At 62.4% G+C, this 17,345-nt stretch carries 14 protein-coding genes and 1 pseudogene; 5 read left to right on the forward strand and 10 right to left on the reverse strand.

What is annotated here, in order from left to right; genetic code table 11:
• Positions 1-36: 36 nt before the first annotated feature.
• Entirely contained in the window at positions 37-720 is a 684-nt protein-coding gene (locus LJ655_RS11155; RefSeq protein ID WP_230561301.1) for a response regulator transcription factor, read from the reverse strand.
• Between the two features lie 367 nt (positions 721-1,087).
• On the opposite strand from LJ655_RS11155, the gene LJ655_RS11160 reads away from it, so the two are divergent.
• From LJ655_RS11160 to LJ655_RS11175, 4 genes are all read left to right on the forward strand, one after another.
• A complete protein-coding gene (locus LJ655_RS11160) occupies positions 1,088-2,656 on the forward strand; it encodes an ATP-binding protein (RefSeq protein ID WP_230561302.1) in 1,569 nt (522 codons plus the stop codon).
• A gap of 165 nt (positions 2,657-2,821) precedes the next feature.
• Entirely contained in the window at positions 2,822-5,371 is a 2,550-nt protein-coding gene (locus tag LJ655_RS11165) for an ATP-binding protein (RefSeq protein ID WP_230561303.1), read from the forward strand.
• 213 nt (positions 5,372-5,584) lie between these two features.
• Entirely contained in the window at positions 5,585-6,601 is a 1,017-nt protein-coding gene (locus tag LJ655_RS11170; protein WP_230561304.1) for an alpha/beta hydrolase, read from the forward strand.
• Between the two features lie 69 nt (positions 6,602-6,670).
• Positions 6,671-8,092, forward strand: a complete 1,422-nt coding sequence (locus LJ655_RS11175) for an ATP-binding protein (protein WP_230561305.1) — start codon at positions 6,671-6,673, stop codon at positions 8,090-8,092.
• A 126-nt stretch (positions 8,093-8,218) separates the two neighbouring features.
• On the opposite strand, the gene LJ655_RS11180 is transcribed toward LJ655_RS11175, so the two are convergent.
• The 7 genes from LJ655_RS11180 to LJ655_RS11210 form a co-directional block, all read right to left on the reverse strand.
• Positions 8,219-9,733: an alginate export family protein gene (locus tag LJ655_RS11180; RefSeq protein WP_230561306.1), complete on the reverse strand. Its 1,515-nt coding sequence runs from the start codon at positions 9,731-9,733 to the stop codon at positions 8,219-8,221.
• Positions 9,734-9,825: 92 nt separating this feature from the next.
• Complete coding sequence (locus LJ655_RS11185) at positions 9,826-10,521, reverse strand: YoaK family protein (protein ID WP_230561307.1); 696 nt, start codon at positions 10,519-10,521, stop codon at positions 9,826-9,828.
• Entirely contained in the window at positions 10,518-11,432 is a 915-nt protein-coding gene (locus LJ655_RS11190) for a glyoxalase (protein ID WP_230561308.1), read from the reverse strand. Before LJ655_RS11190 ends, LJ655_RS11185 begins: the two co-directional genes overlap by 4 nt.
• A 40-nt stretch (positions 11,433-11,472) precedes the next feature.
• The gene (locus tag LJ655_RS11195; protein WP_230561309.1) at positions 11,473-11,919 is read right to left on the reverse strand and encodes a DoxX family protein; all 447 of its coding nucleotides are present in this window, start codon (positions 11,917-11,919) and stop codon (positions 11,473-11,475) included.
• 1 nt (position 11,920) lies between these two features.
• Positions 11,921-13,810 (reverse strand): amidohydrolase, encoded by a 1,890-nt coding sequence (locus tag LJ655_RS11200; RefSeq protein ID WP_230561310.1) that lies wholly within the window; start codon positions 13,808-13,810, stop codon positions 11,921-11,923.
• A gap of 28 nt (positions 13,811-13,838) precedes the next feature.
• Positions 13,839-14,006 (reverse strand): DUF1427 family protein, encoded by a 168-nt coding sequence (locus LJ655_RS11205; RefSeq protein WP_230561311.1) that lies wholly within the window; start codon positions 14,004-14,006, stop codon positions 13,839-13,841.
• Positions 14,007-14,142: 136 nt separating this feature from the next.
• The gene (locus tag LJ655_RS11210) at positions 14,143-14,829 is read right to left on the reverse strand and encodes a hydrolase (RefSeq protein WP_176126486.1); all 687 of its coding nucleotides are present in this window, start codon (positions 14,827-14,829) and stop codon (positions 14,143-14,145) included.
• Between the two features lie 285 nt (positions 14,830-15,114).
• Between LJ655_RS11210 and LJ655_RS11215 the strand changes: the two genes are divergently transcribed.
• On the forward strand, positions 15,115-15,396 hold the full coding sequence (locus LJ655_RS11215; RefSeq protein ID WP_230561312.1) for a XapX domain-containing protein: 282 nt from the start codon (positions 15,115-15,117) through the stop codon (positions 15,394-15,396).
• 117 nt (positions 15,397-15,513) lie between these two features.
• On the opposite strand, the pseudogene LJ655_RS11220 reads toward LJ655_RS11215, so the two are convergent.
• Positions 15,514-15,717: pseudogene (locus LJ655_RS11220) on the reverse strand (catalase-peroxidase); the annotation flags it as partial.
• A gap of 410 nt (positions 15,718-16,127) precedes the next feature.
• On the reverse strand, positions 16,128-17,135 hold the full coding sequence (locus LJ655_RS11225) for an alpha/beta fold hydrolase (protein ID WP_230561313.1): 1,008 nt from the start codon (positions 17,133-17,135) through the stop codon (positions 16,128-16,130).
• Between the last annotated feature and the right edge of the window lie 210 nt (positions 17,136-17,345).

Below are 17,345 nucleotides of genomic sequence, written 5' to 3' on the forward strand. Positions count from 1 at the left end.
ACTCCCCGCCGTTCCCTCTCCATTCCGACACCGCCGTCATCCATTCGCCGAAAGCATGTATCCAGCGTTTCGAACAGTTCTTAGAAGTGACACTTCAAAGCCGGCATCGATCTTTTGCCGAAGTTTGCTCACATGCACATCCACTACGTTGGTCTGCGGATCGAAGTGGTAGTCCCAGATGTTCTCCAGGAGCATCGTTCGGGTGACGACCTGCTCGGCGTGCCGCATCAGATATTCGAGCAGTTTGAATTCGCGCGGCTTGAGGACGATGACTTTCCCGGCGCGCGACACCTTGCGTGAAAAAAGGTCGAGGTACAGGTCTGCGTACCTGAGCGTCGATTCGACGGCTTCACTCGGCGAACGGCGCATCAGCACCTCCAGTCGGGCAAGCACTTCCCCGAACGCGAACGGCTTGACCACATAGTCGTCACCGCCTGCCTTGAGACCCCGGATCCGTTCGTCGACAGCATCGAGAGCGCTCAGGATGAGCACCGGGACCTTGCTGCCGGTTGCCCTCATTGCAGCGACGATGCCGAGTCCGTCAACCCCGCCCGGCAGCATGCGGTCGAGGATGATTGCATCGTAGGCGCCGCCCCCCATGGCCAGAAACATTCCGTCGCGGCCGTTATCCGCGGAATCGACGACATGCCCCGCTTCCGTCAAACCCTTTTTCAGGAAGCCGGCCACCTGCACGTTGTCTTCTACTAACAAGATTTTCATCAGCTTGACCGCAATATTGGGGATGCCGAGCCGGGCCGCTGACGCATTCCGGCTGTGATGCCGCTCTGTTCGGTTCGACGGCCAACCTCGGATTATCCGCTCTGCCCGAAAACACGAGCTTCCATACGCTCATTAAATTTCGTTAACGTTTCGTCCATATTTGGTCAGTGGTGACCTCTCGCACCCGCTCGGCCGAATACTGCAAACCCCACTTTCAAAAACATTAACAATAATTAATGCGGCGTTAACAAGGCGGAAATACCAGTCCAGTTAATATCCTCGCGACACCGACCGTAAGCGGCATGACAACCAGTGATTCAGTCACCTGCACGCCGGAACCTCCGGATTGCCCACGGACGAAAGCGCCATGACTCAAACAATATTCCGCCACTCGACATGCCCTTCCGGTAAGCGGGTTATCCGAATTGGTGAATGCGAGGTCGATCTCAGCGTGCGAGTGTTGCGCCGTCGCGGTGAAAAACTGGAACTGGGGTCTCGCGCCTTCGACATTCTCGCTGTGCTTGCTCTGGCAGCCGGCCGCGTCGTCACGAAAAATGAACTGATGGATGCGGTCTGGCCCGATACGGTCGTCGAGGAAAACAACCTCCATGTGCACCTCTCCTCTATCCGCAAGGCACTTGGCCGCGATGGCAAGTTCATTGTAACGGTGCCGCGGCGTGGCTACCAATTGATAGCCCCCCGTATCGACGCACCCGGCTCTGACCAGATTGCGCAGGACCGCCCCTTCCGCGTCAACCCGCGCGTGGCGCCGAGGGAAGACCGCCTGATCGGGCGGGAAAGCGCCATGGCGGAAATCAGGTCGCTGCTGCCAACCACGCGGGTTCTAACGCTGACAGGCGCCGGCGGAATCGGCAAAACATCGATTGCCCGGGAACTTGCCCGCAGCATGTCGGCGCAATACGAGCCCGCGGTTCACTTCGTCGAGCTTGCCACCCACAATACCTGTCGCGGCGTGGCTCAGGCGTTGGCCGCCAGCTATGGTATCCCGCTCGGCAGCGAGGAATCGGACCTCGAGCGCGTTGCACTGATGCTCGCGGGCACGAAGGGCTTGCTCATCGTCGACAATGCCGAGCATGTTGTCGAATACGTGGCCCAGTTCCTGGAGTTCGCTTGCCATTACACGTCCGAACTGCGCTTCCTCGTTACCAGCAGATTGCGGCTTCGCGTGCCCTGTGAAGTTGTTTATCGCGTCGGCCCGCTTGCACTGCCTGAAGTCGAGGATGCGCCTGTGGCAACGCTTCGCTCCCCATCCTCTCGCCTGTTCCAGCAACGTCTGTTCTCCAACGGGCAGAACATGAATACGAGCGGTGACCGCCGACGGCTGATCGATGACATATGTCGACACCTGGATGGCGTCCCACTGGCCATTGAATTGGCGGCCGGGCGCGCTTCGATTCTTGGGCTGGAAGCTCTACGGCTCGTACTCAAGGAACCGTTGCTCTACCTGAGCGGCGGCTTCAGAACCGCGCAGGAGAGACATAAAAGCCTGCGAGCCTCGCTGGACTGGAGTTTCGAAATGCTCAGCGGCCGGGAGCGGGCCGTATTCCGCCGTCTATGCGTGTTCAGCTACCCGTTCGACGCTGAAGCCGCGTGCCTGATCGCCCGCGATGACACGCTCAACGATTCGGCGGTGATGGATTGCGTTTGCGAGCTCGTCGACAAATCGATGGTCGAGATTCGCTTCGAGGGCGCGGCGATCACATATCACGTGTTGGCGCTGGCCCGTGCGTACGGAAGAGAAAAGCTCGCCGAAGCCGGTGAACTGGACGCAATCATGGAACGGCACGCCTTGTACGCCGGCGGCCAAAGCACCGACGAGGATTTCGCCCAGATCTCGCGGCAAGCGCCCCACACTGCAGTGCGGCGCGAGACTCTGCGCGATTCCTGGCAAGTGGGCTCTCAACGATGGATTTGAGCCTCCGTCCTTGCGGCGAAGGAGACTGCATGTTTTTGTCATCGACGTGGCGAACACTTATCCGTCCGCACAGCCAGGAGATCGGACTTTGCGGTGATAGAATTCAGCGGATACTTAGTTGTGGCCGTAACGGATGGCCTTTCTACTGACCTGCATGGTGGTTTGATGGTTACCCGGTATAGCCTGACTTTCGGCCCTTTCCGCATCGATTTTCCGCAGCGTGTCCTCACCAGAAATGGCGACGAAGTCCGCATCGGGAGTCGTGCGCTCGACATTCTTATCGTGCTAGCCGAGCACGGTGGTGAACTGGTATCAACGCGTCAACTGCGCGATCAGATCTGGAAAGAGAGCGTGGTCGACGATGGCGCGCTTCGTGTGCACGTTTCCACGCTTCGAAAGGCGCTGAGCGATGGTCAATCGGACAGCCGGTACATCGTGAACGACAATGGACGCGGCTATCGGCTCGCGGTGCCGGTCCATTCCACGAGGGCCACGCAAGCCACCGCCGCCGCGCCGAGTGCGCCGACCACTACCCCCGATGAAGGTACGCGAGCGTTGCCCGTGACCCTCACCCGGGTCATCGGCCGGGAAGATGTCATTGACGGTCTGACCGACCAGCTTCCCGAACGCAGGCTACTGACCATCGCCGGTCCCGGCGGCATCGGCAAAACCACGGTCGCCGTGGCTATCGCGCATCGCCTTTCCGGGCGTACCAGTATCCGTGCACTATTCGTCAACTTCGCCCCCGTTTCCGACCAGGCGAGCGTCGCCAGTACCGTGGCGTCGACGCTCGGCGTCGCCGTATTCAGCGGCAATCCAGTTCCCGACCTGATTGCCTCACTGGGCGACACCCCAATACTCCTGGTTCTCGACAATTGTGAGCATGTCGTCGAGGCGGTTGCACAGGTCGCGGAACAATTGCTGCAAGGCGCATCTGGCGTGCACCTTCTGGTAACGAGTCGGGAGCCGTTGCGCGCGAATGGCGAGTCGGTGCATCGGCTTTCCGCCCTGCCGTTTCCCGAAGCGGGTGCACGGATCGGCATCGAGGAGGCCGGAAGTTATCCGGCCATCTCGTTGTTTCATGACCGGGCAAAGGCTGCCGACGACGCCTTTCAGTTCACGGTTTCGAACATCGGCGCCGTGGCCGACATTTGCCGGCGCCTGGACGGAATTCCTTTGGCGATCGAATTTGCCGCGGCGCGCGTCGCGCACATGGACGTGCGTGCGATCGCCGCGCGTCTCGACGACCGCTTTGCGCTGCTCACACAAGGGCGCCGAACCGCACTGCCGCGGCATCAAACGTTGAAAGCGGCGCTTGACTGGAGCTACGAGCTGTTGGACCCGCATGAGCAGCACGTCCTGCGCCGGCTTTCGGTGATGCGCTCTTCGTTTGGCATGCGTGAAGCCGTTGCGGTGGCAAGCTGCGGGCAGATCGACGAAGCGGCGATATTCGACGCAATCAGCGGCCTCGTCGCCAAGTCGCTTGTCGCACGTGACATCGGTGATGCCGACAACCCGTATCGGCTTCTCGACACGACCCGCCAATACGCACACCTTCGATTGCTGGAAGCCGGCGAAGCGAACGAAACCAGGCGCCTCCATACGATACATTGCTGCGAGACCTTCGCGGACCTGGGCGCCGCATGGGAGGGCAAGGCGCAAACGCATTGGCTGGCCCAGCTCAGCAGGCGAATCGACGATATCCGCGCGGCGTTCGAGTGGGCCTCCCATCAGGACGGGGATCCCGAGCTCGAAATCGACCTCGTTATCGCCACCGCCCCACTTTGGCTCCATCTGTCGCTGCCACACGAGTTCCTCAGCATGGCCGAACACGCCATCGCAGCGGTTGAGAGCTCGGAGCAGGCCGGTAGCAAGCGGCACGTCGAACTGCTGGTGGCCTACGGACACTCGCTCTGGCACACGCGCGGACCAACCATCGAAATGGCACGTGCTTTTGAACGTGCCTACCTCCTGAGCCGTCGATTGGCTGACGAGGCGTTGGAATTTCGCATTCTGTGGGGCGTATATGCGCATCGGCTTGTCACAGGTCGATACGTGGAAGGACTTGCGCTGGCCGAGGCGATGCAGGCATTCGCGGATCGCTTCGGAGACTCGACGCTCAATCAGATGTCCGGGCGCAATCTCGCTTTTGCACACCACTACCTCGGCGACCAGGCGAAAGCGCGAACGCTGATCGAGAAGGTCATCGCCCGCGAAGCTGGCCCCACGCGGGAGAACGTTGCAAAGGTAAACGATGCACAAATGGATGGCCGCATCGCGAGCATGGCCGTGTACATGCGAATTCTTTGGCTGCAAGGCGAGACTGAGCACGCCGTGAGGCTGGCCAGGGACTGCGCCGAACTCGTCGCTTCGATCGAGCACGACCTGTCGATCGTCTACGGCCTCGCAATCGGCTCGATACCCGTGATGATCTGGGCAGGCGAGCACGACTTCGCCCGGGAGCTCACCCGCGTGCTTCGCGAGTGCACGAGCCGGCGCGGATTGGCGCATTGGGACGTCTACGGGGAAGGATTCGAAAACATCCTTGCCGGCAAGCCTGTCGCTCTTTCCAAAGCAACCGTTCCCCAACTGGAAGCGTTTGCAAGCGCCGGGTGCGAAGTCTCCATGAATGCGCTGATTCTGGCGGATCGCGTTGCAGAGCCGTCCTGGGTGAGCGAAGCGCTTCATCAGCATGCGGGCTCGAGCGTGCAATGACCCGCACCTTGCACGGATGGGACTCGCGGCGGCGCCTGATGCGGGCGCGCTGCCGGCTTTGCACCTGCGTCTAACGCTTCTTAGCAAACTTTAACTGAACGGTCCGGCCCTATCGCCTGGAGAATAGCGGTTACGGGGACTCGGTGCAGTCGGCACTGTGTGCGGCGCAAGCTAGAGTCCCCCCAACCGCTCAACTCTCCTGCGTCGGCTCTCATGGACCACGTCCCGCCTGCAAGTACCGCCGATTCCGCGTCACCGCGGCTCGCGACGCCATGGTCATCCCACCCGGTGCTGGACCCCGAGACGCAGCAGTTTCTCGATCTGGTCTCCGAAGCCGGCTTGCATCCGGATTCGCTGCTCGCCGAACAGCCATGGTTCCCCGGCCGCGCCGACAGTGACGACAGTGGCGCAGACGAGTATGCCGTCACGACCGAAGCGCTGACCTTCGAGACCGGACCGAGCGGCGCCGTTGAGGTGCACATCGTGCGACCGGCCGGCGCGCCGGGCTTACTGCCCGTCGTGCTCTACTACCCGGGCGGCGGCTGGCGCATGGCGAGCTTCGCAACCCACCGCAGGCTCGTGTCACGCCTTTCGGCTGAAGCAGAGGTGGCGGTTGTCTTCGTCCGCTGTTCGCCCGCGCCTCAGGCCCTGTTTCCGACACAAAACGAAGAGGCATACGCCGCGCTGCAATACGTCGCCGCACATGCCGACGTGCTGCAGGTCGATGGTCGCGCGATCGCGGTGGCCGGCGACGGCGCAGGCGGCAACATCGCTGCAGTCGTGGCGCGATGGGCGAGAGACCGGCATGGCCCGCCTCTGCGACTGCAAGTGCTGTTTTGCCCCATCCTGTCGGCAGACTCCACCACGCAGTCATATCGCCAGTTCGCGACGGGGCCCGGCATGACGGCCAGGGCGTTGCAGCGTTTCATCGAGTCGCAGTTTCCTGAGAGATCGCGCTCACTCGCGGCGGCGATGCCGATACGGTCGAAACCCGACGACCTCGAAGACCTGCCCGCCGCACTCGTCATTACGGCAGAGAACGACATTACGCGCGACGACGCCGAGGAATATGCCCGCAAGCTCATGCGCGCCGGCGTCAGAGTGAATGCCGCTCGTTATATCGGCACGATTCATGACTTCATGGTTTTCGATGGCCTGGCTGAAACCGGCCCGACAGACGCTGCGTTCAGACACGCCAGCAGCGTTATCAAGCACGCACTCCGTCGGTAGCCGACATCACTTCACCACTCACCGCTGGCGAAGACACGCGTGTCTATTTTCCTTGCTGGAGGCGACCTTATGAAAATCGGCCGAATCGAACTCGATATGAACGCGCGACGCTTGCGGCGCGATGGCCAGGATATACGGCTGGGCTCGCGGGCCTTCGACCTGCTGGCGACGCTCGCCTCGGCAAATGGTCGAGTGGTGTCGAGGTCCGATCTGATGAGCACGGTCTGGCCCGGCACCGTCGTCGAAGACTGCAACATCGACGTCAATATCTCTGCGCTGCGCAAGGCGCTGGGTGATGACCGGGACCTCATCGTTACGGTCGCGCGCCGTGGCTACCGGCTGGCCCCGTCTCAGGACGTCCAGCCGAAACTCGGTACTGCCGCCAGCACGCGGCCGCTCCCGCGCCGCGTCGGGAATCTCATCGGGAGAGAGGTAGTCGTGGCCAAGGCAGCCGAGGTATTGGCGGACTCCCAGGTGCTCACGCTGACGGGCATAGCCGGTGTCGGAAAATCGAGTCTTGCACTTGAACTCGCCTATCGGATAGCGCCGTCATGCCCGGCGACGGTGGCCTTTGTCGATCTTGCGTCCGCACCCACGATTGACGAGGTGCTGAGTGCCATCGCGTACGGTTGCGGTATCGAAATGCCGGAGGACATCGTCTCTTCCGAGTATCTGGGAGCAGCGCTGTCGAATGCCCCGTGGTTGTTGATACTCGACGGCGCCGAGCATGTCATCTCAGCGGTTGCACAAATTGTCGAAGCCTTGTTGACGGTAAGCCCTGGCATCCAGTTCCTGGTGACGAGCCGGGAGCCGCTGAAGATTCGCAACGAGACGGTTTTCAGGGTGGATCCGCTTGCTGTTCCCAAACTCACGGACCGTTGCGACGAGATGCTGAACAGTCCGGCTGTCCAGCTGTTCGTCCACCATGCGCAGCAAATGCATCCGAGGTTTGTCCCTCGCATCGCCGAGATAGCGAGCATCGGAAAGATTTGTCAGCGCCTGGACGGTATTCCACTCGCAATCGAGTTGGCCGCCGGGAGGGCGGAGTTGTTGGGCGTAGAAGGCGTGCAACGCCTGCTGAGCGATGGACTGTCCTTCCTCTCCGGGGGATACCGCACTGCGACGTCGCGGCATCGCTGTCTACAGGCCGCCCTCGATGTCAGCTTCGACCTGTTGAGCGACTCGGCCCAGTCCCTGCTCGTTCAGCTTTACCGGTTCGCCGGACCGTTCAACTTCGATTCGCTGCGTGGCGTCGTCAACGACATGGCAGTCACGACGCGCGGCTTGATTGAAAACATCGATGAGCTCGTCTCGAAGTCGCTCGTCAACGTCTGTATCGACGGGCCGGAGCCGATGTATAGCCTGTTCGAATGCATCCGGACGTTCGTCGCGGAGAAGTTCCAATGCGCGTCGGATGAGCACGCCGCCGGGAGGGCAGTTCAAAAACCTCTCGCAGGCGATGTAGCTTTGCCGGCGAGTTGTTTGCCTTGAGCGCCTGAACAACGAGCCCGTTCGTCCATCGGGCCGGCCGGAGTCAAACTGAGCGACGTAGACAAAATGGCCCGATCCCGGCCGCGCGCCTGACGCCGCCGGGATCGGCACGACAGCCGACAGGTCCTACCACCCGTATTTGAATTCGACGCCCGCGTAATCGGCATTGCGGCCGCCCGCCTCACGAACCGAGTTTCCCACCTGGAAGTGCACGGCTTCGACCGAACCTACCAGGTTGGCGGCAATCGTCCAGTCCGCGCGCAATTGCACATACATCCCTGTCCACCGGCTGCCCTTGCCCGCCGTGCCCGGCACGGGCTGACTCGGCTGCTGGTACACGGCGTCGCCGGTCGTCTCGCGCCATTGGAAGCCCAGCGCGCCCAGCAGCGTGAGACTGGCCGAAGGCTTGAGCGTGATCGACGGCTTGACATGGATAAGGTTGGCGTAGCCCGTATAGCCGGCTAGCGTGAAGTAATAGCCGTTCGGAAATAGCGGATTGAAGGTTTCGAGCCGACCGTCGTGCGGGTGCCGGTCGCCAGACGCCGCGTCGAGTTGCAGTGCGACACGGGGCGTCCACGGCAGGTCGAACTTGTAACCCGCGATCGAGCCGACCGCCCACGCGAGAACCGTACTGTTACCGACCGTTCCCGTCTGCAGCATCGCCTCGGCATCCCAATCCACACCGCCGCGCGTACCGAAATAATGCAGGTCCCACACGTCACGGTGCTCGGAACCATGAGCGTCGAGGTATCGCGCGTTGGTGTTGTTATAGCGGGACCAGTAGCCGGACATGTCACCCGGCCCGACGGACTGGCGCTCGAAACGCACGCCGCTGAAAGTGAGATTGCGGTTCGACACATCGTCGAACACGGTCGCGTTGCGATTCTGCACGGGCTGTGTTGCGTAGGCGATAAAGCGCCACTTCTGGTATTCGTAGTCGGCCCAGATGGCATCGAACGCCTGTCGGACGTTCGGACCATCGCGTACAGAAATGAAACGCTGCAAGTCGAATGCCATTTCCTGGCGGCCAACGCGAAACTTGAACGTGCCGCCGCCGAGCGCTCCGGTGTAGGCCGCGAATGCCTGCTCGAGATCGAGCGGATTCTTGTCCACCGGCGTCACCACGTTTTTGCCAAACGCCCGTGCATCCACAAGTTGCACGAAAAACTGCCAGTGCTCGGCGAGACGTGCGTCGGCGTGCACTTCGATGCGCTGAAGCAGATAGGTGTCCGATTGCGCGGTGCCGATACCGAACAGCGGTGCGTCATTGGTTTCGATACGCTCACGCAGGTTCGCGCCAAGCGACAGATAGGAGGCCGGATCGCCGCCGAGCGGAATGTACTTGAGGCGGTCGAGCGGCTTGCGCGGAACGCAGGGGTTCGCAAGCACCGACCAGTCCTCCTGCCAGCGGTTGAACATCACGGCAGGACGTTTGACGTTACACGCGTCGTTCGATGTGGCATTGTTTGCCGCCGTGCCTGTGCTCGCACCGGCCGGATCAGCCGCGAGGCTCGCGTCTGCAAGCGGTTGCACGGCCGCTACCGCGAACGCTGCGTCGGCGCCCGCCAGCAATAGCAAGGCGATGACCGTCAAGCGCGCGGCCTTCGCGCATCGTCGCGCGCGCGTCCTACTCGATACCATGGATTTCCTTGTTTTGATCGGCTTGTGTTTGTGTTTGCCCGTCCCGCTCACGACCCGGGCCTGAGCGGGATGATTCCCTGCGCCTCCCGGATTCACGAGTGCCCCGGTGCAATCGCGCGCTCGTGTTCTCCCGTACTCACCGCGAGCCCGACGAGCGCACACGCCGGCGCAAGCAGCGCCCAGAAGCCCATGTAGACCAGCCCTAGTGCCCCGGCTATCGCGCCAACCGCAAACGCGACAATGGCCGGCATCATCGAGCCGAAGCGCGAGCGCGCCGCAGTGCGCACGTTGTCGAGCGTGTCCGGCGACAACATGTCGATCACGTCCAGAACGGCTTGCGTGACATTGCCCGTCATCACCGTATTCGGCACGCCAGGACGCTGAATCAAACGCGGATGCGCATTCTGCACGCCCATCGCGAACGCACCCACGGCGCCGGCCACGATGACAGGCAAGCTGTCGGGCCGGCTGACCGGCGATGCCCATACGCCGGCCAGGCAAAAGCCGAGTATCAGCACGGCCTGCACCGCAAAGAGCAGGCGTGCGCCCTGACGCGCATGCTGCTGCGGCAGCCAACGCACGAGCAGGCTGCTGAGAACGACCCCGCCGATAAACGCGGGAAACACGATCAGCTTGAGCAGAACGCCCTGACCGGAACCGGCGATGCCGGCGCCGATCAACACGAAGTTGCCCGTCACGTGTGCGGTGAACAAACCGAACAGCGCAACGAAGCTCAGCGTGTCGACAAAGCCGGCGATCGCGGCAAGGATCGGATCCTCGGACTTCATTGCGCCGCGCCCGCATGAATTTCGGCGATATAGCCGCCCGGGAACTGCACGATCGCGGCATCACGCCCGGCCGAGTTGAACGGCGGCACGAGCACATTGGCGCCAGCGGCCTTCGCCTTTTGCAGCGTATCGGCCAGATTCGATACTTCGTAGCCGGTCACTTCGCGCCCGAACGGGTAAGGCAGATGACCGTCCGTCACGAGCACGGTCATCTTGCCGAACGGCGATTCGATTCGAATGCGGCGATAGGTGTCGTCAGGCCTGCCGATCTCGACACCCGGCGCCTTCAGGTCATCGGACACCACCTTGCCGTGCGAGAACTTGACGAAATCGTGAACCAGCTTGTGCACGCTTTGCGGCGACACGTAGACCCGATTCTCGGGAATCGTTTGCAGCTTGTCGTAACGCGGGGCCTCGGTGTGCCAGTAGAGCTGCATGTTGGTGCCGCCCGCCCATGTGATGATCGCATCGCGGCCGATCGGGTCGGGGAACGTATCGACGACCACATCCGCACCGAGTGCACGCGCCGACTTCACCGCCGCGTCCATGTCCGTCACGAGGTAGCCCGTGCGCTCCGCGCCGAACGGATACGGCATGGGCGTCTTGAAGCCGAACACGGAGATCGTGCCTGCCGGCGTAAATACGAGCTGCGACATCGTCTGGCTCGGTGTCGGCGTGACCTGAAACACACCCTGCTTCGACTTGCTGCCGCCGAACGTCGCCACGAAGCTGTCGGTGAAGCGGTCGAAATCTTCGGGTGCCACGTAGACGTGCGTCGTGTCGTACTGCGGACCGACGGCGACCGACGGCGATTCGGCTGGCATGACGGGCGGCTTCGCGAACGCAACGGGCGCGGCGGCGAGACCGCCCGCAATCATCAAGGCAACAAAGGCAGTGCGAATGGCTTTCATAGCGGAATTTCCTTGATATTTCATCGTACTGATCAATCTGTCAGGCGCGGCTCTCGCCGGCCGGACGCCGTGTATCGTCGAGCAGAGTCGCGAGCACGAGCCCCGCGATCAGTCCCAGATGCTCGAAAAAACTGTTGAGCGCCATGAAGCGCTCGGCACCGGCATGGTTCCAGAAGTCGTTGGCAACCAGCATCGCGACGACGGTCAGCATGCCGAGGCCGCCTGCGCCGATCCATGTGAAGCGGCGCAATACCACGCACAGCGAGCCGGCGATCTCGACCGCCACCGCGAGCGCTGCCCAGAGGGCGGCCGGATGCAGGCCGAAATGCGCCTGCTCCGCAATCGCGCCCTCGAAGTTCAACGCTTTGGTGACACCGCCGATGAGGTAGGCGGACACGAGTGCGAGGCGCGCGAGCGGCGCAACCCACGGCTGCGATAGCAGCGCACGGACCCATGCAGGGTTGCTGCTGCCGTTCCATAACGTCATGTCAGATCGCCCAGCAGGAACAGCCGAATGCGCCCCAGAAGCTCTTTGCATCCGAAGTCGGCAACGCACTGGCCCACGCGCTCGCGTGCGCATGGCCGTGCACGCCGCAGGCGCTCGCGCAGGCGCACATCGCAGCGGCAGCGGCACGCCCGAGCGGCGCGCCGTCGCGCTGCGTCGCGCCCCAGCCGCCATAGCCGCCGTATTGGCGCACCGGCGACCAGTCCGGCATGGCAGGGGGAATTGGCTGATCGTGTTGCGAGAACGGCCCCGCGCCCCAGACGATCTTTCCGCCGACGACCGTGAGCAACGCGGTGGTTCCGGCTATGTCGTCCTCCGCGCACGAGAAGAAGTCCCGGTCCGGAACCATCAGGTCGGCGAGCTGCCCGGGCGCGATGCGGCCTTTCTTGCCCTCTTCGTTCGAGAACCAGGTGACGTACTCCGTCCACATGCGCAGCGCCGTATCGCGATCGAGCAGATTACGTTGCGGATACATCCGCAGACCGCCGACCGTCTTGCCACTTACGAGCCATGCGAGCGACACCCATGGGTTGTACGACGCGACCCGCGTCGCATCGGTGCCGGCCGAGACCTTGATGCCCTTCTCGAGCATTCTCGCGACAGGCGGCGTGGCTTGGGCCGCTTGCGCGCCATAGCGCTCGACGAAATACTCGCCCTGGTAGGCCATGCGATGCTGAACCGCGATGCCGCCACCGAGCGCTGCGATGCGATCCATCGAGCGCTCGGAAACGGTTTCCGCGTGATCGAAGAACCAGTTGATACCGTCGAGCGGAATATCCTCGTTGACCTTTTCGAACACATCGAGCGCGCGGCTGATGGTTTCGTCGTAGGTCGCATGCAGGCGCCACGGCCAGCGGTTCTGTGCGAGCACCCGCACCACGCCTTCGAGTTCGCCTTCCATTCCAGGCGGCAGTTCGGGACGCGCCACGCGGAAGTCCTCGAAGTCGGCCGCCGAAAACACCAGCATTTCACCGGCACCGTTGTGACGGAAGTAGTCCGAACCATCGTGATACCTGACCGAGCCGGTCCAGTTCACGAAGTCTTCCTTTTCGGCCTTCGGCTTTTGCGTGAAAAGGTTGTACGCGATGCGCACCGTCATTTCGCCGGCATCATGGAGCTTGCGGATGACTTCGTAATCGTCCGGGTAGTTCTGCGAGCCGCCGCCGGCATCGATCGCGCCGGTCACGCCAAGGCGGTTGAGTTCGCGCATGAAATGGCGCGTCGAATTGTATTGATACTCCAGCGGCAGCTTCGGGCCTTTCGCGAGTGTCGCGTAGAGGATCGATGCATTGGGGCTAGCGAGCAGCAGCCCGGTGGGATTGCCCGCGCTGTCGCGCATGATCGTGCCGCCCGGCGGCTCGGGCGTGTCCTTCGTATAGCCCACCACGCGCAATGCGGCAGCGTTGAGCAGCGCCCGGTCGTACAGATGCAGGATGAACACGGGCGTATCCGGCGCGACGGCGTTCAGCTCGTCGAGCGTCGGCAGCCGCTTCTCTTCGAACTGGTGCTCGGTGAAGCCGCCGACCACGCGCACCCATTGCGGCGCCGGCGTGATCGCGACCTGCTGCCTGAGCATTTCCATGGCAACGGCGAGCGAACGTACGCCGTCCCAGCGCAGCTCCATGTTGTAGTTCAGACCGCCGCGGATCAGATGCAGGTGATTGTCGATGAGACCGGGCAGCGCGGGCCGGCCACCGAGATCGATCACTTTGGTCGCGCGGCCCGCGAGCGGCATGACGTCCGCATCGCTGCCGACCGCGACGAAGCGGCCGTCGGTAATCGCCACGGCACTGGCGACCGGGTTCGAACGATCCAGCGTCGTGAACCGTCCGTTATGCAAAATCAGATCCGGATGGGTAGCGGTTGCGCCCATTTGCGTTTCCTCGTTTCTATCAGTTCGATTAAAAGCCCAACAACTGCCTCAGGGAGGGAACGGCCTGCGCGCCGAACAACATGCCAAGCAGGCCGATGAGGGCAACGAGCGGAGGCGCCGGCGAGCGGACCTTGATCACGCTGTAGATCACGCCTATCAGCATCCCTGCGGCGAGGGACAGCAGATAAGATTCCATACGATCAGTCTCTCTGTGAGGTTGGAATGCTGATGCGAGACCTCGCGGTTCAACCCGAGTGCCTCGCGGGGGGATGCGCTGCCGCCGCCTTCGCGCGGAGCGCATCCCTCCGGTTCCCGCGATCGCGACGAGGCGATTAACGTGCCGGTACGGCCGGCAGGACCTCGTGCGGCGTCGCGGTGCGCTGCGCTGCCTTGTGGACCATCGTGTATGCGTAGTCGACGCCCATGCCGTACGCGCCCGAGTGTTCCTTCGCGATCGCCATCACGGCGTCGTAGGTCGCGCGGTGAGCCCAGTCGCGCTGCCATTCGAGCAGGACTTGCTGCCACGTGACGGGCACGGCGCCCGCCTGGACCATGCGCTGCATCGCGAAGTCGTGCGCGTCTTTCGACGTGCCGCCCGATGCGTCGGCCACCATGTAGATCTCGTAGTCGCCTTCGAGCATGGCGCACAGCGCGAACGTCGTGTTGCAGACCTCGGTCCACAGACCCGCCACGACCACTTTCTTGCGGCGGTTCGCCGCGAGCGCGTCGCGCACCTTCTGGTCGTCCCACGAATTCATCGACGTGCGTTCGAGCACCTTGTGCTCGGGGAACACGTCGAGCAGTTCCGGATACGTGTAACCCGAGAAGCTTTGCGATTCGACCGTGGTGATGGTGGTCGGAATGTCGAAAACCTTGGCCGCCTTGGCCAGACCGACGACGTTGTTCTTCAGCACCTGGCGGTCGATCGACTGAACGCCGAACGCCATTTGCGGTTGGTGATCGATGATGATCAGTTGGCTGTTCTGCGGAGTGAGAACTTCGAGCTTCGAATTGTTCATGACGGGTATGTCCTTTGAACCGGAGAGAGGAGGGAGTCGCCATGCCGGCGTGGCCGGCGGGCGTCCGATGTGGATTGGCGCTGGGCGATTCGACATCCAGCTGCGGTTATTTGACACGCACAGACACACCGCCAACAACTAAAAAAGGATTAGATTTTATTGCCCGAATAATTAATCTTAAAAACCCTTAATTGGGATTTTCTTAATGCCGAGTAACCGGTAGTCTTTTCACGAATTCGCCGGGTAGATCCTGTAACGGGACAGGTCGTTAATGGAACACGCACTATGAAACCGTATATTTTTTCCCTGTTGGCCGGCATTCTTGCCGGTGTCGTCTACGGTGTGATCGGCGTGCAATCGCCGGCGCCGCCCACCATTGCGCTGATGGGCCTGCTAGGCATGCTGGCCGGCGAGCAGATACTTCCGCTCGCGCGCAGGGTGCTCTCCGGATACAAGTTGGGTGCCGCATGGCGCGAGGCGAAATGCGGCCAGCACATGTTCGGATCGCTGCCGGGTGCTCACGGCTCCAACGCGACCGCAAGGGACCAGCAGTCATCCTCATTCTGATCGGCATCTCTCGGGCCTCAGCCTCGAATGCCCGGGAGCACCGTCCAGTTACCTCGCTCAATCCCTCGAGTCACGCGCTGACGACAAACGTCGTTCGTCGCGTGACTCAAGCCTTTCTCATGCGAGCTCGAAACGGCCCGGGTTCATCACCTTGCCCCGCGCGGCCACCAAGTGGCGCACCAGCTTCTGCTCACCGTCCGCGCTCGCATAGACCTCGCTCAGCGCGCGCACCACCGAGTGCGCACCGAAGATCAGGTCGACGCGTGTGCCGGTCCACTTGAGTGTGCCGGTGTTGCGGTCGCCGCCCTCGAACACATCCCTGTCTTCACAGCGGTCTTGCCACGGCGCAGCAGCTTGACCTGAGACCGCGCGATGTCACTCCAGGTCTGCTCCGCTCGACGCACGGCGCAATCGAACGACTCGTCTTCCACCGTGCAGCGACCGTCAACGGTAATCAGCCACCCCTTGCGCGTACGCGTGCAACTCACGCGTCCGTCTTCCATGAGGTCGGCGTACCAGCGCCAGACGCGCGCATCGTCAGCGTTCGCACGAGCGGCGGCAGCCAGACGCGTAATCTCAAGGCTATGCGGGTGCGAGCCTTGCTGTTTCAAACTCATTTCATTTCCTTTTCGAAGCCACTCAAGACCGGGCGCCATGCGCAAAAGGCCTGCTCCGCGTTGGTTCAAAACGCAAAGCAGGCAAGCGAGTTACGCAGATCTCGCCGTCATGCCTCAAGACTTGAGGAATTCGAGCAGGTCGGCATTGACCTGATCGACGTGCGTGCTGCACATGCCATGCGGCGCGCCCTTGTAGACCTTGAGCGTCGCGTTCCTGACGATCTTCGCCGAGAGCTTCGCCGAATCGTCGATCGGCACGATCTGGTCGTCGTCGCCGTGCAGGATCAGCGTGGGCACACTGATCTTCTTGAGGTCGTCGGTGTAGTCGACTTCAGAGAACTGCCTGATGCACTCGTACTGGCCTTTGATCGAACCGGCCATGCCCTGGCGCCAGAAGTCCTGCACGAGACCCTGCGAGACTTTTGCATCGGGGCGGTTGAAGCCGTAGAACGGTGTGGTCAGGTCCAGATAGAACTGCGAGCGGTTCGCCGCCACGCCCGCGCGGATACCGTCGAAGACCGACATCGGCAGACCGTCCGGATTGTTCGCGGACTTCACCATCTGAGGCGGCACCGCGCCGATCAGCACAGCCTTCGCCACACGCTTCTCGCCGTGGCGGCCAATGTAATGCGCCACCTCGCCTCCGCCCGTGGAATGGCCCACGAGCATCGCGCCTTTCACGTCGAGCGCGTCGAGCACAGCCGCGAGATCGTCGGCGTAGGTGTCCATGTCGTTGCCCGCTGACGGCTGGCCCGAACGGCCATGGCCACGGCGGTCGTGCGCGATCACCCGGTAGCCCCGATTCACGAGGAAGAGCATCTGCGCGTCCCAAGCGTCAGCCGAGAGCGGCCAGCCGTGCGAGAAGACGACCGGCACGCCCGTGCCCCAGTCCTTGAAGAAGATCTGCGTGCCGTCCTTCGCGCTCACGTAACTGCCGCCGTGATGATGCGAGGTGCTGCTCGTGGACGCCGGGACGCCCGCCGTCGCCGCATTAGCGGACCCGCTGGACACGCTGGACGCGGCGGCGACCGCGGCCACGGCGCCGGCCATGCCCGCACTTGCCGAAAGCAGCCTGCGGCGCGACGCCGAAGGCCTGGTCGAATCGATTTGCTGAGTGTTCATACTGGATCTCCGTCGTTGCATCGCCGCGCGCGGGCGTGGCGACGACCCTGCGTGTTGAGATTGATAGCGTTGTGGCGAGAAGCGAGAACTCGCTGAGAAGCGCCGCATGCCGGCAGACACTCTAACGACGCAAGCGGCAGAAATCCTTGGCGCGAACTGAAAAGTCCTGAAATAAAGCTGTAATGCCTTGCGCCCAGCGAGGCGCACAAG

The sequence above is a fragment of the Paraburkholderia translucens genome (assembly GCF_020881035.1).
In the GTDB taxonomy this organism is placed as follows: domain Bacteria; phylum Pseudomonadota; class Gammaproteobacteria; order Burkholderiales; family Burkholderiaceae; genus Paraburkholderia; species Paraburkholderia translucens.

Excerpts from the sequence above, each read along its gene's own strand:
- LJ655_RS11190 (WP_230561308.1), bottom strand. The coding sequence starts at position 11,432 with ATGAAAGCCATTCGCACTGCCTTTGTTGCCTTGATGATTGCGGGCGGT.
- LJ655_RS11185 (WP_230561307.1), bottom strand. The coding sequence starts at position 10,521 with ATGAAGTCCGAGGATCCGATCCTTGCCGCGATCGCCGGCTTTGTCGAC.
- LJ655_RS11180 (WP_230561306.1), bottom strand. The coding sequence starts at position 9,733 with ATGGTATCGAGTAGGACGCGCGCGCGACGATGCGCGAAGGCCGCGCGC.
- LJ655_RS11170 (WP_230561304.1), top strand. The coding sequence starts at position 5,585 with ATGGACCACGTCCCGCCTGCAAGTACCGCCGATTCCGCGTCACCGCGG.
- LJ655_RS11215 (WP_230561312.1), top strand. The coding sequence starts at position 15,115 with ATGAAACCGTATATTTTTTCCCTGTTGGCCGGCATTCTTGCCGGTGTC.
- LJ655_RS11200 (WP_230561310.1), bottom strand. The coding sequence starts at position 13,810 with ATGGGCGCAACCGCTACCCATCCGGATCTGATTTTGCATAACGGACGG.
- LJ655_RS11210 (WP_176126486.1), bottom strand. The coding sequence starts at position 14,829 with ATGAACAATTCGAAGCTCGAAGTTCTCACTCCGCAGAACAGCCAACTG.
- LJ655_RS11205 (WP_230561311.1), bottom strand. The coding sequence starts at position 14,006 with ATGGAATCTTATCTGCTGTCCCTCGCCGCAGGGATGCTGATAGGCGTG.
- LJ655_RS11175 (WP_230561305.1), top strand. The coding sequence starts at position 6,671 with ATGAAAATCGGCCGAATCGAACTCGATATGAACGCGCGACGCTTGCGG.
- LJ655_RS11160 (WP_230561302.1), top strand. The coding sequence starts at position 1,088 with ATGACTCAAACAATATTCCGCCACTCGACATGCCCTTCCGGTAAGCGG.
- LJ655_RS11165 (WP_230561303.1), top strand. The coding sequence starts at position 2,822 with ATGGTTACCCGGTATAGCCTGACTTTCGGCCCTTTCCGCATCGATTTT.
- LJ655_RS11225 (WP_230561313.1), bottom strand. The coding sequence starts at position 17,135 with ATGAACACTCAGCAAATCGATTCGACCAGGCCTTCGGCGTCGCGCCGC.
- LJ655_RS11155 (WP_230561301.1), bottom strand. The coding sequence starts at position 720 with ATGAAAATCTTGTTAGTAGAAGACAACGTGCAGGTGGCCGGCTTCCTG.
- LJ655_RS11195 (WP_230561309.1), bottom strand. The coding sequence starts at position 11,919 with ATGACGTTATGGAACGGCAGCAGCAACCCTGCATGGGTCCGTGCGCTG.